Source organism: Streptomyces dioscori, from assembly GCF_003024195.1.
GTDB classification, from domain to species: domain Bacteria; phylum Actinomycetota; class Actinomycetes; order Streptomycetales; family Streptomycetaceae; genus Streptomyces; species Streptomyces dioscori.
Window position 1 is genome coordinate 242,429 of record NZ_KZ679040.1, and the last position, 14,567, is coordinate 256,995.

A 14,567-nucleotide genomic window follows, 5' to 3' on the forward strand; every position below is an offset into this window, starting at 1 on the left:
TGAGGTATGTGCAGGCCAGGGGTCGGATCGGCGTGCAGTGTTCAACTGCTTGTCCAGCCGCCTGTCCCGCCGCTTGTCCAGCCGCTCGTTCAGCTGGGCGCACGTGGGGATGGTGAGTTGAGGGCCCAGCCCTTATCGTGCGGGGCCGGTCCCGGCCCCGGTCCTTGGGAGGAGGCGCGCGCGTGCGCGTTCCCGTCGTCCATCAGCAGGGTCGGCGGCGGCGTGCGCGGTACGCCCGGCTCCTCTGGAACAGCGCCGAAGTCGTCGTCACCCTCGGTGTCGTCCTTCTCCTCCTCGTCGCCCATCAACTGTGGTGGACCAACCGCCAGGCCCGGGAGGGCGCCGAGCGCAAGGTCCAGGCCCTGGAGCGGCAGTGGGAGGGAGAGGGAGAGGGGGACGGGGATGGGGAGAGCGGCGGGGCTCCTTCCGTGGCGCGTTCCGGCTCCGGGGGCGGGGCGGGGTCCCAGTCCGGCTCCGGTGAGCGTCATACCGGCTCCGGCACCGTCACCGGCACCGACTCCCGGCCCCGCTGGGACCAGGCCTACGCCGTCCTCGGCATCCCCCGGCTCGGGCTCCGCGTGCCCGTCGCCGAAGGGGTGAGCAAGTCCGGTGTGCTGAACAAGGGGTACGTCGGGCACTATCCGGGCACCGCCCAGCCCGGCCGTGTCGGGAACTTCGCTCTCGCCGGGCATCGGAACACCCATGGCGAGCCGTTCCGGTATCTCGACCGGCTGCGGCGCGGGGACCGGGTCGTGGTAGAGACCCGGGACGCCGTCTACACGTACGTCGTCGACCGGACGCTGCCGCGGACCTCGCCCGGGGACGGCGGGACGATCCGGGCGATTCCGCGCAGTACGGTCAAGCCCGCGTACGGGTACACCGCACCCGCGCACTATCTGACGCTCACCACCTGCACACCCCAGTACACCTCCAAGTACCGCCTGGTCGTCTGGGGCAAGCTCCGTTCCGTAAAGCCCCGTTGACCCTCAACCCCTAGACCTCTCACCCCCTCAACCCCCCAACCCCCAACCCCCGATCAGGGCTTCCTCACCTTGTCGTAGTGGCCCAGGAACACCGGCGCGCCGTTCTCCACGCGGTGCAGGAACAGGCTGTTGACCCAGCGGAACTGCTGGGTCACCGGGTCGAACTCGATCGTCTTGGCGAGGCCCCGGTGGGTGGTCCCGCGGAGTCTGCGGACCAGGGCGCCCCGTTCGGGCTCGACGCCGCCCAGCTCGCGCATGGCCTGGGCGACGAAGAGCAGCGCGTCGTACGCCTCCACCGCGTACCGCTCGACCGTGCGTACCCCGAAGCGTTTCCGGTACGTCTCCACGAAGCGCGCCGCGGCCGGCACCTCGGCCGGGTCCACATAGGTCGTGGTGATCACCCAGCCCTCGGCCGCCGGGCCCGCCTCCTCGATGAACGCGGTCTGCAGTACGGGTTCCGGGGCCATGCGCGTACCCCGGAACCCGGCCCGTGCCAGGGCGCGGGCGCAGCGTGCGGCCCGGTGCGGGGAGGTGCCGGCGTAGACGACGGCCTGGGCGTCCGCGGCGAGCACGGCGGCGGCCACCGGGTCGAAGTCCTCGCTGTCCGCGGGGACGGGGTGAGTCGTGGTCGTGCCCTGGGAGGGTGGGTACGCGCTCACGTCCTTGACGATCTGCCAGCTGGTCCTGCTCGCCGCCCGGTCGTCGATCAGGGCGGTCCTGCGGCTCTTCTCGACGTGGGTGAGGTAGTGGATGAAGGGCGTCGCCAGGGCGTACTCGTCGGGTCTGAGGTGGAAGTACGCGCGGGTGGCTGTCGTGGAGAACAGGTCGGCGCCGGAGGAGACGGACACGAGGGGCAGCAGGGCCTTCTCGTAGCGGGACACGGCGACCGCGGTCGCGGCGGCGCCGGTCGCGGCGATGACGGCGTACACGTCACGGTCCGCGACGAGGTCGCCGGCCACCTCCTCGGCCCGCTTCGCCTTCCCGGCGTCGTCCAGGACCTTCAGCGCGAGATCGAAAGGGCGGTCTTGGCGGCCGTCGCGGCTGTCATGAGGGGAACGGGTTCCACGGGAGCCGGATCCGACAGCGGATCCGCTGCCGGACCCGTTGGGCCGGGAGTCGTCGGGGCCGGATTCGAAAGCGCCCGAGTTGAAGTCCGACACGGCGATCCGCGCGCCCCGTTCCTGCGCCCGGCCCGTCGCCCTGTCCGGTCCTGACAGGTCGGCGTGCAGGCCGATGACGTACCGGGGGAGCGGTCCCGAGCCGGCCGAGCCGTCGCGGCCGGCCGCGGATCTGGCGGCTGCCCAGGCCGCGAGGCCGCCGCCGGTCAGTACGACCCCGGCTGCCGAGCCCAGCGTCAGCACGCGGCGCCGGGAGAGGGCGGGGCGGGACGGCTCCCGTACGACGTCGGGCTGTACGAGCGTGCCGGAGCCGGAGCCGGAGCCGGAGCCGGAGCCCTGCCCCTTTCCCGGTCCCAGGCCGGGGTCGGGGTCGGGGTCGGGCAGGGACAGGACGGCCGACGAGCGTTCCGCGATCAGGCGGGGGAGCGAGGGCGGCAGCCAGTCGGGCTCACGGCCGCTCCCGCTGTCCCCGTTGCCCCCCTCTCCCCCCTCTCCCCCCTCTCCCTCGTCGACCCCGTCGGTCAAGGCGTCCCGCACCTCCTGCGCGGTCGGCCTGGCCTGCGGGTCCTTGGCGAGGCAGGCGGACAGCAGCGGGACCAGGGTCCACGGCACGGCGTCCAGGTCCGGTTCCTCGTGGACCGTACGGAAGATGACGGCGGCCACGGTGCCGGTGCCGAACGGGCGGCGGCCGGTCGCCGCGTACGCCAGCACGCAGCCCAGCGAGAAGACGTCGCTCGGCGGGCCGACCCCGCCGCCACCGGCCCGTACCCGCGCCTGTTCGGGCGAGAGATAGCCGGGCGAACCGATCACCACGTCGCTCGCGGTCAGCGCGGTGGCGCCGGTGGAGAGTGCGATGCCGAAATCGATCAGGCGGGGTCCGTCGAGGGCGAGCAGGACGTTGCCCGGCTTGACGTCCCGGTGCACCAGGCCCGCCGCGTGCACCTCGGTGAGCGCCTCGGCCAGCCGTGCGCCCAGGGCCCGTACCGTACGGTCCGGCAGCGGGCCGTGCAGGGTGACGGCCTCGGCCAGCGAGGGGCCCGGTACGAAGGCGGTCGCCAGCCAGGGTTCGCGGGCCGCCGGTTCCGCCGCGGTGACCGGCACCACCCACCGCCCGGTGAGCCCGCCCGCCGCCTCGGCCTCGCGGCGGAAACGGGTCCGGAAGTCGTGGTCGGCCGCGTACTCGGCGCGGATCACCTTCAGGGCGACCAGCGTCCCGCCCGCCGAACGGGCCAGGTAGACCACGCCCATGCCGCCCGCGCCGAGCCGGCCGAGCAGCCGGTGACCGCCGACGGAGAGCGGGTCGCCCGGCCTGAGCGGGCGCAGTCCCGCGAACCCCTCCGCCTGCGGTCCGCCCACCGTCACACCTCGGAGGGGGCTTCGCCGAGGTAGCGGAACCTGCCGCCCTCGACCTGGTGCAGGAAGATGCCCCAGCCGGCGAACGTGCCGTCCTCCGGCTTGAAGGAGAACTCCTTGGTGATGCCCTTGTAGCGGCTCGCGCGCAGCAGCTCCACGAGCTTGCGGCGGGTCGGGGGACGGGCGGCCGCCGTACTCGCCGTGCTTCCCGTACCACCAGTGCCACGCGTGGTCTTCAACAGCTCCTGGATGACGAGGTTGACGGTGTCGTACGCCTCGGCGGCGTAGTAGCCGGGCGCGGCGTCGTAGCGCTTGCGGTACGCGGCGGTGAAGGCCTTCGCGGCCGGCACGGAGGCCGGGTCGACGAAGGACGCCGTCATCAGCCAGCCCTCGGCGGCCTCCCCGGCGCTCTTCAGGAACGCCGGGTCGATCACTGCCTGCGAGGCGAGCCGCGGCCCGTCGAAACCGGCCGCCGCCAGTTCGCGGGCCACCCGGGCCGCGCCCGGCGCGTATCCGGCGTAGACGAACGAGCCGATCCCGGCCCGCAGCATGTCGGTGACGACGGGCCCCATGTCCCGCGTGCCCGCCGGGACCACCCGGGGGTAGGCCGGGCGGCCCAGACTGCGCATCATGGTGGCGTTGATCCCGGCGGACTCCTGGGCGTACGTCTGCGCGGTGCGGTCCTGGAGCAGACCGGCACGCAGTGCCGGTGCCCGCTCTGTGGTCTTCGTGTGCTTCATGAGATAGACGCTCATGGGCAGGGAGAGGGCCGCGTCGCTGGGGCGGCAGTGCACGAAGGAGCGGTACTCCTTCGAGGTCAGGAGCAGTCCTCCGGCCGACACCGACAGCAACGGCAGCAGCGCCTCGTCGTACGTGCCGAGGACCGCGCGGGCCGCCTCGTCGGTGGTGGGGCCGAGCACGGCGAGCACCTCGGTGTCCTGGATCAGCTTCTTGGCCGCGCCCGGCGCCCGCCCCGCGCTGCCGCCGTCGTCCACGGCCTTCAGAGTGAGCTCGAAGGGCTTGTTCTTACGGGAGTTGTACTGCTCGACCGCCAGCCGGGCGCCCCGCACCTGCGCCTCGCCCGCCGTCCGGGAGGAACCGCTCAGATCCGCCTGTACGCCGATGGCCCAGCGGCGGGTCCCCGACGTGCCCGGGTTGTCGTCGCGCAGGGCCGCCCAGGCCGCGGTTCCGCCCGCCGCCATGAGGAGCGCCGCGCCGGAGGCGAGGAGCAGCCGTCGGCGGCCGGGGGAGGCCGGCTCCGCGTCCTCGGGGCCTGCGCCCGGGTCCGGGGCCGTGTCCGCTTCCGTGTCGGGGGCCTGGGTTCCGGCGACCGTCGGCTCGATGTCGGGCAGCGCCAGCATCTCGGCGGAACGGTCGGCGATACCGCGTACGACGTCCTCGGGCAGCCAGGCGAGCTGCTCGCCCCGGGGGACCGCGTCCTCGACCAGCAGGACCGTGCCGATCTGGTCGGCCGTCGGACGGTCCGCCGGGTCCTTCGCCAGGCACAGGCGCAGCAGCGTCAGCAGGTCGACACCGCCGTCACCATCGTCACCGCCGTCACCGCCGTCACCGCCGTCACCGCCGACGGGACCGGCGGAGGCGTCGGATTCAGTGGACGCGGTGGACGCGGTGGACGCGGTGGAGTCGGTCGAGTCGGTGGGGATGCCGGACAGGTCGGGTTCGTCGTGGACCGTGCGGTAGAGCAGGGCGTCCGCCGTACCGGAGCCGAACGGCGGTCGGCCGCTCGCCGCGTACGCCAGCAGACAGCCCAGCGAGAAGATGTCGCTCGCCGGGCCCACCGCCGCGCCGCGCGCCTCGGCCTGCTCGGGCGAGAGGAAACCGGGCGTGCCGACGACCAGATCGGTGGAGGTGATCGCCGTCCCGTCGGTCGCGCGGGCGATCCCGAAGTCGATCAGGCGGGGGCCGTCCATGGCGAGCAGGACGTTGGCGGGCTTGACGTCGCGGTGGACCAGCCCGGCCGCGTGCACCTCGCGCAGCGCGGCGGCGAGCATCCTGGCCAGGGCGAGCACGCTGCGGGCGGGCAGCGGGCCGTGCCGGACGACCGACTCCTCGATCGAGGGGCCCGGTACGAAGGCGGTGGCCAGCCACGGCTCGTCCGCGTCCGGGTCCGCACCGGTGACCGGGACCGCCCAGGGGCTGCTCACCCGGCGGGCCGTCTCGACCTCGCGGCGGAAGCGGGCGCGGAAGTCGGGATCGTCCGCGTACTCGGACCGGACGACCTTGACGGCGGCCAGGGCGCCGGCCTCGGTGCGGCCGAGGTAGACCACGCCCATGCCGCCCGCGCCGAGCCGGGCCAGCAGCCGGTGACCGCCGATCCGTGCGGGGTCGGTGGGCAGCAGCGGCCCGCTCATGACGCCGCCTCCAGTTCGGTCTCGACGCGGCTCAGCATCTGGCCCGCCCCCTGTCGCAGCGCGGCGTCGACGTCGTCGCTGGAGCGGCCCTTCGCGCCCCGGCCGACGACGGCCACGGTGACCTGGCCCAGGCGGCTCTGCACCCAGTAGTAGTAGTGGGGGCCGCCGAGTGCGTCGCTGTAGTACTTGCCGCCCTCCGTGAGCGAGTCCTCGGAGGTGAAGTTGGCGAGCAGCCCGTAGGCCGCGCCCTGCGAGAGCAGTCCGGTGATCCGCTCGCCCTGGCGGAGCTGCTGGTCGGGACAGCGCAGCGCTTCCTCCAGCGTGCCGGCCATCTCCCAGTCGGCGTCGTCGGTGGTTCGGTGCACGGTGACCACGGCGGTGACGCGGATCGGGCCCTTGCCGCCCTCCGCGGGCAGTTCGCTGTTGCGGGTGAGGCTGGCGAGCACCGACGCGGGCTGCGGCTCGCGCTCCCACACGCAGTCGGAGTCGAGTACGGGCCAGGAGCCGGGGTCGCTCTCGTACGGGCTGCGCCGTACGTAGCCGGGACCCCAGTCGATGGGCGCCGCCGCGACCGTACGGGCCAGGCGCAGGCCCTCGGCGCGGGTCTTCGGCGCGCGGCCGGGATCGGGGGCGAACCCCAGGGTGGAGGCGCTCGCGCTGGGGGCGGTGCCGGTGCCGGCACCCGTGCCTGTGTCGGTATCGGTGGTGGTGGGGGCGGTGCTCGGGGGTGGGCCGGAGCGGGTGGGTCCGGCGGAACCGTCACCTCCGGTTCCCGAACAACCTCCCAAGCCCCCCATTAACAACCCGGTGGCCAAGACACCCGTGAACAGCCGCACGGGTCTCCGATATCCCATCAACGCCCCCATCCGCACACGCGTTCCCCGCGTTCCCCGTTGGGAGGGTACCGACTATGCCCCCGGGGTACTACGGGCGTGCTGGAGTCCGTCCGGTGGCTCCCCGGGGCGGATCCTGTATAACGGCAGGAGGCCATGGAGCGCGGCGAATCCGCCGATCCTGGAGGAACAGAGGGGAGGGAGCAGCCGATGACACGGACCTGGGCGCAGCTGAAGCCCGCCGTCCTGCTGCTCGTCCTCGTTCTGCAGGTGGCGTTCCTGGACACCGGCAGCCTCTCCGGAGCCGTCGCCGTCACGTTCGCGGCGACCGCCGCGGCCGGCTCCGCGCTCGCCGCCTGTTCCCTGATCTCCTCGCGCCTCGCGCCCGCCGTGCCCCGGACCCGGATCCGTACGGCCCTGCGCGACCGTGAGCAGCGCACGGCGTTCCTGCCGCAGCGAGATCCCGACGCCAGGGGGCGCAGGCGTCCCCGAGCCCCGGGCCGGTCCCTCCCGACGGCCGCGTAGGGACCTCGCAGCAGGGTTCACCTGATCTTCCTGATCGTTCTCTTCTGCTCCTGCTGCTCCTCCTGCTTGCGCAGTGCCCCTCGCGGGCCGTCATGCCGACGCACGTCACGTCCCACTCCGACGCACGTGCCGTCTCACGTTGACGCACGTCACGTCATATCTCCTCGGCATCGACGCAGCACGAGACCCACGGAGGGCTCACCCATGTTCGCCACCTTCATGTCCGCTTTCGCGAGTCTCGTGGAAGGGCTCGCCGATCTGCTCGGCCCGCTCTTCCACGACTCGGCGACGGCCGCCGCGATCGTCCTGTTCACCGCGTTCGTACGGCTCCTCGTGCACCCCCTGTCGCGGGCCTCGGCGCGCGGGCAGCGGGCGCGGGCCGCGTTGCAGCCACGCATCGCCGAGCTGCGCAAGAAGCACGGCAAGAACCCCGAGAAGCTGCAGAAGGCGGTGATGGAACTGCACGCGGCGGAGAAGGTGTCCCCGCTCTCCGGATGCCTGCCGAGCCTCTTCCAGCTGCCGGCCTTCTTCCTCCTCTACCACCTGTTCTCCAACTCCCGGATCGGCGACGAGGCGAACTCCCTGCTCGACCACCAGCTCTTCGCGGCGCCGCTGGGGGACCGGTGGGCGGACGCGCTGGGGGACGGCGGGGTCTTCGGAGCACAGGGGCTGGTGTACGTCGGACTGTTCGTGATCGTCGCCGTCGTCGCGACCTTCAACTACCGCCGGACCAAGCGGACGATGGCGGCCGGGGCGGCGGCGAACGCGGTCGCCTCGGCATCCGGCGACGGGCAGCCGCAGGTGCCGGGGATGGGCGCGATCACCAAGGTCATGCCGCTGATGTCCTTCTTCACACTGCTCACCGTGGCGTTCGTGCCGCTGGCCGCCGCGTTGTACGTCGTGACCAGCACGACGTGGAGCGCGGTCGAGCGGGCGGTGCTGTACCGGGACATGCCGGGGGCCTTGCCGGCCGCCGCGGTGATGGGCTGACCCTGGCTGGTGCTGGTGCTGGTGCTGGTGCTGGTGCTGGTGCTGGTGCTCGTGCTCGTGCTGGCGCCGGTACCGACGCCCGTGGTTACGGTCCAGTCCGTGAACCGGGTATTGCGGACTGGACGCCGACCTTGGAGGATCGACCAGTCCTCCGATGGCTGCACCCGTCGGTCGGCCGCCCGCGATCAAGGGAGACACTGCTCATGAAGCTGCTGCGAGTCGGTACGGCGGGGGCCGAGCGTCCCGCGCTGCTCGATGCCGACGGAGTCCTGCGGGACCTGTCGGACGTCGTGCCGGACATCGACGGGGCGCTGCTCGCCGACGACGTGGCGCTCGGCCGGATCCGTACCGCCGCCGAGGCCGGGGAACTGCCCGCGCTCGACGCGGACGGACTGCGGGTCGGGCCGCCGGTCGCCCGGATAGGCAAAGTCGTCTGCATCGGCCTCAACTACCACGACCATGCGCGCGAGACGGGGGCCGAGCCGCCCGCCGAGCCGGTCATCTTCTTCAAGGCCGCGGACACGGTGGTCGGGCCGCACGACACGGTGCTTGTGCCGCGTGGTTCGGTCAAGACCGACTGGGAGGTCGAACTGGCCGTCGTCATCGGGCGTACGGCGCGCTACCTCGGCTCGCGCGAGGAGGCGCTCGCGCATGTCGCCGGGTACGCAGTGGCGCACGACGTGTCCGAGCGGGAGTTCCAGATCGAGCGCGGCGGGACCTGGGACAAGGGGAAGAACTGCGAGACGTTCAACCCGCTGGGGCCGTGGCTCGTGACCGCCGACGAGGTGCCGGATCCGCAGGCGCTCGGACTGAAGCTGTGGGTGAACGGGGAGTTGCGGCAGGACGGCAGCACGGGCGATCAGATCTTTTCCGTGGCGGAAGTCGTGCGGTATGTGAGTCAGTTCATGACTCTCTATCCGGGGGATGTCATCAATACCGGGACGCCTGCGGGGGTTGCGCTCGGGATGCCCGAACCCAAGCCGTTCCTTCGGGCGGGGGATGTTGTGGAGTTGGAGATTGGGGGGTTGGGGCGGCAGCGGCAGGTTTTTGCTTCCGCGTAGCCGTTCCATCAGGGGGCGGGGAACATCGGCGCGTTGTTGTCTGCGGCGCCGTTGTGGCTGGTCGCGCAGTTCCCCGCGCCCCCGAAAAGATTGCGCCGTTCCCCGCGCCCCGAAGGGCAAAGGCAAGAGGCTGCGCCGTTCCCCCCGCCCCTTGGGGGCTGTGCCCCCTGAAAGATTGCGCCGTTCCCCGCGCCCCCTATGGGGTCAGGAAGCGGGTCAGGGCTTCCACCACCATCGCGTGGTCCTCCAGTTGGGGGAGGCCCGAGACCACCACCGTGCCGACTACGCCCGTGTCCTTCACCGTGATCGGGAAAGCGCCGCCGTGGGCCGCGTACGTGTCGGGGTCCAGGCGGGAGGAGGCCTCGAACGTCGTGTTCTTGGCGCGGAAGCGGGTGCCGACCAGGAGGGACGAGGCGGCGTAGCGCTCGACCACCCGGCGCTTGCGGTCGATCCAGGCGTCGTTGTCCTGGGTCGAGCCGGGGAGCGCGGCGTGGAAGAGCTGCTGGCCGCCGCGGCGGATGTCGATGGCGACGGGCGCCTCGCGCTCGCGGGCCAGTTCGACGAGGAGCGAACCGAGGGTCCACGCGTCGTCGTGGGTGAAGCGGGGGAGCGTCAGGCGGCGCTCCTGCTCCTCCAACTCGGCGACCGTCGGGGCCGTGGAGGGTGTGGAGGGCGTGGAAGTGCTCACAGGGTCACCGTCACGTTCTCGTGGGCCGAGCGGTACGCGGCTTCCAGGACGTCCAGGGCCGCGGCCGCCTCCAGCGCGGTGACCGGGTTCTCGCCGGTGCCGCGCAGGGCCTCGGCGACCGCCGCGTAGTACGCGGGGTACGCGCCCGGCACGGTCGGGACCGGGGTGCCGCCGCCGGTCAACGGGGACTCGCCGGAGCCGACACGGCCCCACAGCTCCTCCGGCTCCACGCCCCACTCCTTCTCGCCGCCCGCGACCGGGCGTCCGCCGTCGCGCAGGGTGGCTTCCTGCGGGTCGAGGCCGTACTTCACGTAGCCGGCCTTCGAGCCCAGCGTCCGGAAGCGTGGGCCGAGCTGGGCCGTCGTGGCGGAGGCGTACAGGTGGGAGCGGACGCCGTTCGTGTGCGTGATCGCGATGAACGTGTCGTCGTCGGCCTCGGCGCCGGCGCGGCGGACGACCGACTCCGCGTACACGGTGGCCGCCGGGCCGAAGAGGACCAGCGCCTGGTCGACCACGTGGCTGCCGAGGTCGTACAGCAGACCTCCGATCTCTGCGGGATCGCCGGACTCGCGCCAGCCGCCCTTGAGTTCGGGGCGCCAGCGCTCGAAGCGGGACTCGAAGCGGTACACGTCGCCGAGTTCGCCGTCCGTGATCAGCTTCTGGAGCGTCAGGAAGTCGTTGTCCCAGCGGCGGTTCTGGAAAACGGAGAGCAGCAGACCGCGTTCGTCGGCGAGGGCGGCCAGCTCGCGGGCCTCGGCCGCCGCGCCCGCGATCGGCTTGTCGACGACGACCGGCAGGCCCGCTTCGAGGGCGGCCCTGGCGATCGGGACGTGCGTCTTGTTCGGGGACGCGATGACGATCAGGTCCAGCTCGTCCGCGCGCTGCCAGAGCTCGTCCGGGGACGTCGCGAAGCGCACGTCGGGGAACTCGTCCCTCGCCTGTGCCTGCCGGTCCGGGTTCGCCGTGACGACCGTGTCGAGGACGAGGCCCTCGGTGGCGGCGATCAGCGGGGCGTGGAAGACGGAGCCCGCGAGGCCGTAGCCGACGAGACCCACGCGGAAGGGGCCTTCGCGGCGGGGGTCCGGGAGGAGGGAGGTGTCAGCACCTGTGCCAGTCATGCCCTCCACTTAAACAACGCTGTTGCCAAAGTGCAAGCGCGAGAGACAATGGGGTGTGGGACGCGAAGAGCGCACGGGCGCCGGGAGCGGTGCGGCGCGGCGAGGCGAGCAGTGTGTCGAGTGCGAGTGCCAGTGCGAATGCGGAGGAGTGGCGAGTGGCTGGGATCAGGGCCGCGGGATCCAGCGGTGCGGTCAGCGGGGTGAATCTGCTCTCGCTGCGCAGCCACAACGCCGCGCTGCTGCTCGACCTGCTGCGCGGCGCCGGGCGGGCCGGGATGAGCCGCCTCGAACTCGCCGAGCGCACAGGGCTGACCCCCCAGGCCGTCAGCAAGATCACCGCTCGGCTGCGCGAGGACGGCCTGATCGCCGAGGCGGGCCGGCAGGCCTCCACCGGCGGCAAGCCCCGGACCGCGCTGCGGCTGGTGCCGGAAGCCGGGCACGCGGTGGGACTCCAGGTCGACCGCGACGAACTGCGCGCCGTCCTCGTCGACCTCACGGGCGAGGTCGTGGCCGAGCGCCGGGCCGCACTCGACCTGGGAGCCGGCGCGGAGGCCGTGCTGGACGTGGTCGTCGACGAGGCCCAAGTGCTGGTGGAGGGGCCCTCCAGCACGGCCGTCCTCGGGGTCGGCGTCGCCATGCCGGGGCCGCTCGACCACACGCACGGCGTGCTGCACCGGGTGACCGGGTTCCCCGAGTGGGACGGGTTCCCGCTGCGGGACGCCCTGGCGCGGCGGCTGGGGGTGCCCGTGGTGCTGGACAAGGACACGAACGCCGCGGCGCTCGGACTGGCCGTCGGGGGCGAGGTCGGAGCTTTCGCGTATCTGCATCTCGGTACGGGGCTGGGGGCGGGCCTCGTCCTGGGCGGGGCCGTGCACCGCGGGGCCCGTACCGGGGCGGGGGAGTTCGGGCATCAGGTCGTCCAGCTGGACGGACCGCCCTGCCCGTGCGGCAACCGGGGCTGCGTCGAGGCGCTCTGCCTCGCGGCGGTCGCCCGGGACGACATCGACGAGGCGGCCCGTGTCCTCGGCGAGGGCGCCGCGAACCTCGTCGGGCTGCTCGACATCGACCTCGTCCTGCTCGGCGGCCGTACGGTCACCGCGGACCCCGAACGCTTCGTACGCGGCGTCGGCGCCGTCCTCGACACCCGCGCCCGCCGCGAGGGCGCGAGCAGCCCCGTACCGGTGCGGATCGCACCCGGCGGCGCGCGGGCGGTCGCGGAGGGCGCGGCCCAACTGCTGCTGGCCCCCCTGTTCGGACGGACACAGGACTGAACTCCGGGCCGAACGGCCGGGCTGCACGGCTGGGCCGAACGGCCGGGCTGAACGGCCGGGCTGAACAGCGGGGCTGAACAGCGGGGGTCGACCTGCGGAGGGTCGACCTGCGGAGGCCGACCGGCGGAGGCCGACCGGCGGAGGCCGACCGGCCGGGGACGAGTCGCGGGAGCCGTCGGCCCCCCGGCCGCGCACCGGGCAGGCATCGGCCGAAGAACGGCCGGAGAACGGCCGGGCATCGGCCGCAGACTGGTCCGTCCGGACGCAACGTCGCCCCCGTCCGGACGAACCCCCGCCCTCCAACGGCCGCCACGCCCGCGCGCCGCGGCCGGTCGGCCGCACCCCCGTGGCAGGCTCCCGTGTCCATGCGACTGAGCAAGCCCTTGTCTCTTGCCGTGACCGCTGCAGCCGCCCTCACCTCCGTGCCCGCCGCACAGGCGTCAGCGCCGGTCTCCGCCCAGGCCCTGCCCGGGGCCGGGCCCGCCTGCGCCGCGTCCGGGAAGCGGGACTTCCCCGTCCGTACCCGGATCCACGGCGGCCCCGACGCCTACGAGGCCGGCGGCGGATTCCGGATCTGGTACATCGACCTCACCAACACCACCGACGCCCCCTGCGAGAACGTCCACCCGGTCGTCGTCCTCGTGGACAAGGAGCGGGCGCTGCGGCCGGAGCAGCCGCGCCTGGAGTTCTACGACGGGGAGCGGCCCCGTCCCGTGACCTTCGAACGGACCGACGAGGACGAGCACATCGGCGTGCTCGGTGCCGCCGGGCCCGGCTCCTTCGCACCGGATTCCTCCGCACCGGATTCCTCTGAGCCGGATTCCTCCGCGCCGGACTCCGCCGGGGAGGGCGACTTCCCGGGGTTCACCGTTCCGCCCGGCAAGACCCTCTCCGTCAAGGTGCGGCTCGCGGTCACCTCGGACGCGGTGGCCAACGACATCGTCGCCAACGCGGCCGTCGTGCAGCGGCACCAGGACGACGGCGCCTGGGTGGGCCAGTCGAACGACTACCGGTTCCGCATCGTCGAGGGCGTGGCCGGAGGGAAGGAGACCGGCGAGCCGCGCGGTGACACGGGCGTCCGGGACCGGGAGCGGCAGGGCGCCGCCGACGGCGTACCGGACGGGCTGCCGTTCGCCGACGAACTGGCCGGCACCGGGCTGTCCTCGCCCCGCGCCCTCCTCGCCGCGGCCGGTGGCTCGCTGCTGCTCCTGGCCGCCGGGGCCGCCGCGCTGCTCGTGGCCCGCCGCAGACGCTGAGCGGGCGACCCCCTCCGCCAAGATCCAGCGGATGGCTAGGCTGGGGGCGTCGGCACACGGCGGTGACCGGCGGCGCCGGCGCACCCGCACGGCGCGTCCGCACGGCTCACGCAGAACGCGTACGGCAGGAGACGGCACATGGCAGAGCGCAAGCCCATCGAATCGTGGCTCACCGACATGGACGGGGTGCTCATCCACGAGGGTGTGCCCATCCCCGGCGCCGACGCGTTCATAAGGAAGCTCCGGGACTCCGGGAAGCCTTTCCTGGTCCTCACCAACAACTCCATCTACACGGCCCGCGACCTGCACGCCCGCCTGCGCCGGATGGGCCTCGACGTGCCCGTCGAGAACATCTGGACGTCCGCCCTGGCCACCGCGCAGTTCCTGGAGGACCAGCGGCCCGAGGGCTCCGCGTACGTCATCGGCGAGGCCGGTCTGACCACCGCGCTGCACGACATCGGGTACGTGCTGACCGACCACGACCCCGACTACGTGGTCCTCGGCGAGACCCGTACGTACTCCTTCGAGGCGATGACCAAGGCGGTGCGGCTGATCAACGACGGCGCCCGTTTCATCGCCACGAACCCCGACGAGACCGGCCCGTCCGCCGAGGGCGCGCTGCCCGCCACCGGCGCGGTCGCCGCGCTGATCACCAAGGCGACCGGCAAGCAGCCGTACTTCGCGGGCAAGCCGAACCCGCTGATGATGCGCACGGGGCTCAACACCATCGGCGCGCACTCCGAGACCAGCGCGATGATCGGCGACCGCATGGACACCGACGTGCTGGCCGGTCTGGAGGCGGGCATGGAGACCTTCCTCGTCCTCACCGGCCTCACCACGAAGGCGGAGATCGAGAAGTACCCGTACCGCCCGTCCACGATCGTCGACTCCATCGCGGACCTCGTCGACCGCGTCTGAGCCTGCCGTACGGGCCACGCGCACGCGCCACCCGTACGGAGCAGTGGGCCCCCTCCCCAGATGCGCCCGTCCGGCCCGCGG

Annotated in this window: 12 protein-coding genes; 7 read left to right on the forward strand and 5 right to left on the reverse strand. The window is 73.0% G+C overall.

Annotated elements, in window-relative coordinates; genetic code table 11:
* The first annotated feature begins 182 nt into the window (after positions 1-182).
* Complete coding sequence (locus C6Y14_RS09055) at positions 183-983, forward strand: class E sortase (protein ID WP_107016022.1); 801 nt, start codon at positions 183-185, stop codon at positions 981-983.
* A 53-nt stretch (positions 984-1,036) separates the two neighbouring features.
* Here the strand turns inward: C6Y14_RS09055 and C6Y14_RS09060 are convergent, their stop codons facing one another.
* The 3 genes from C6Y14_RS09060 to C6Y14_RS09070 are packed head-to-tail and all read right to left on the reverse strand — an operon-like array spanning position 1,037 to position 6,623.
* Complete coding sequence (locus tag C6Y14_RS09060) at positions 1,037-3,424, reverse strand: bifunctional serine/threonine-protein kinase/ABC transporter substrate-binding protein (protein ID WP_107016424.1); 2,388 nt, start codon at positions 3,422-3,424, stop codon at positions 1,037-1,039.
* Positions 3,425-3,459: 35 nt separating this feature from the next.
* Positions 3,460-5,826 (reverse strand): bifunctional serine/threonine-protein kinase/ABC transporter substrate-binding protein, encoded by a 2,367-nt coding sequence (locus C6Y14_RS09065; protein WP_107016023.1) that lies wholly within the window; start codon positions 5,824-5,826, stop codon positions 3,460-3,462.
* On the reverse strand, positions 5,823-6,623 hold the full coding sequence (locus C6Y14_RS09070; protein ID WP_107016024.1) for a hypothetical protein: 801 nt from the start codon (positions 6,621-6,623) through the stop codon (positions 5,823-5,825). The genes C6Y14_RS09065 and C6Y14_RS09070 overlap by 4 nt, the downstream gene beginning before the upstream one ends.
* Before the next feature lie 246 nt (positions 6,624-6,869).
* On the opposite strand from C6Y14_RS09070, the gene C6Y14_RS09075 reads away from it, so the two are divergent.
* From C6Y14_RS09075 to C6Y14_RS09090, 3 genes are all read left to right on the forward strand, one after another.
* Positions 6,870-7,184, forward strand: coding sequence for a DUF6412 domain-containing protein (locus tag C6Y14_RS09075; protein WP_107016025.1), 315 nt, complete (start codon positions 6,870-6,872; stop codon positions 7,182-7,184).
* A 204-nt stretch (positions 7,185-7,388) separates the two neighbouring features.
* Positions 7,389-8,174, forward strand: coding sequence for a YidC/Oxa1 family membrane protein insertase (locus C6Y14_RS09080; RefSeq protein WP_107016026.1), 786 nt, complete (start codon positions 7,389-7,391; stop codon positions 8,172-8,174).
* A gap of 203 nt (positions 8,175-8,377) precedes the next feature.
* Positions 8,378-9,235, forward strand: coding sequence for a fumarylacetoacetate hydrolase family protein (locus C6Y14_RS09090; RefSeq protein ID WP_107016028.1), 858 nt, complete (start codon positions 8,378-8,380; stop codon positions 9,233-9,235).
* 196 nt (positions 9,236-9,431) lie between these two features.
* Here the strand turns inward: C6Y14_RS09090 and C6Y14_RS09095 are convergent, their stop codons facing one another.
* Positions 9,432-9,923, reverse strand: coding sequence for a heme-degrading domain-containing protein (locus C6Y14_RS09095; RefSeq protein ID WP_107016029.1), 492 nt, complete (start codon positions 9,921-9,923; stop codon positions 9,432-9,434).
* A complete protein-coding gene (locus C6Y14_RS09100; protein ID WP_107016030.1) occupies positions 9,920-11,041 on the reverse strand; it encodes a Gfo/Idh/MocA family oxidoreductase in 1,122 nt (373 codons plus the stop codon). Before C6Y14_RS09100 ends, C6Y14_RS09095 begins: the two co-directional genes overlap by 4 nt.
* Before the next feature lie 155 nt (positions 11,042-11,196).
* Between C6Y14_RS09100 and C6Y14_RS09105 the strand changes: the two genes are divergently transcribed.
* The 3 genes from C6Y14_RS09105 to C6Y14_RS09115 all read left to right on the forward strand — a co-directional run bounded on the left by C6Y14_RS09105 (position 11,197) and on the right by C6Y14_RS09115 (position 14,486).
* Entirely contained in the window at positions 11,197-12,312 is a 1,116-nt protein-coding gene (locus tag C6Y14_RS09105; protein WP_225890979.1) for an ROK family transcriptional regulator, read from the forward strand.
* Positions 12,313-12,707: 395 nt separating this feature from the next.
* A complete protein-coding gene (locus tag C6Y14_RS09110; RefSeq protein ID WP_318658052.1) occupies positions 12,708-13,568 on the forward strand; it encodes a hypothetical protein in 861 nt (286 codons plus the stop codon).
* Between the two features lie 138 nt (positions 13,569-13,706).
* Positions 13,707-14,486: an HAD-IIA family hydrolase gene (locus C6Y14_RS09115; protein ID WP_107016032.1), complete on the forward strand. Its 780-nt coding sequence runs from the start codon at positions 13,707-13,709 to the stop codon at positions 14,484-14,486.
* The last annotated feature ends 81 nt before the right edge of the window (positions 14,487-14,567 follow it).

Excerpts from the sequence above, each read along its gene's own strand:
- C6Y14_RS09065 (WP_107016023.1), bottom strand. The coding sequence starts at position 5,826 with ATGAGCGGGCCGCTGCTGCCCACCGACCCCGCACGGATCGGCGGTCAC.
- C6Y14_RS09070 (WP_107016024.1), bottom strand. The coding sequence starts at position 6,623 with ATGGGGGGCTTGGGAGGTTGTTCGGGAACCGGAGGTGACGGTTCCGCC.
- C6Y14_RS09075 (WP_107016025.1), top strand. The coding sequence starts at position 6,870 with ATGACACGGACCTGGGCGCAGCTGAAGCCCGCCGTCCTGCTGCTCGTC.
- C6Y14_RS09080 (WP_107016026.1), top strand. The coding sequence starts at position 7,389 with ATGTTCGCCACCTTCATGTCCGCTTTCGCGAGTCTCGTGGAAGGGCTC.
- C6Y14_RS09090 (WP_107016028.1), top strand. The coding sequence starts at position 8,378 with ATGAAGCTGCTGCGAGTCGGTACGGCGGGGGCCGAGCGTCCCGCGCTG.
- C6Y14_RS09100 (WP_107016030.1), bottom strand. The coding sequence starts at position 11,041 with ATGACTGGCACAGGTGCTGACACCTCCCTCCTCCCGGACCCCCGCCGC.
- C6Y14_RS09115 (WP_107016032.1), top strand. The coding sequence starts at position 13,707 with ATGGCAGAGCGCAAGCCCATCGAATCGTGGCTCACCGACATGGACGGG.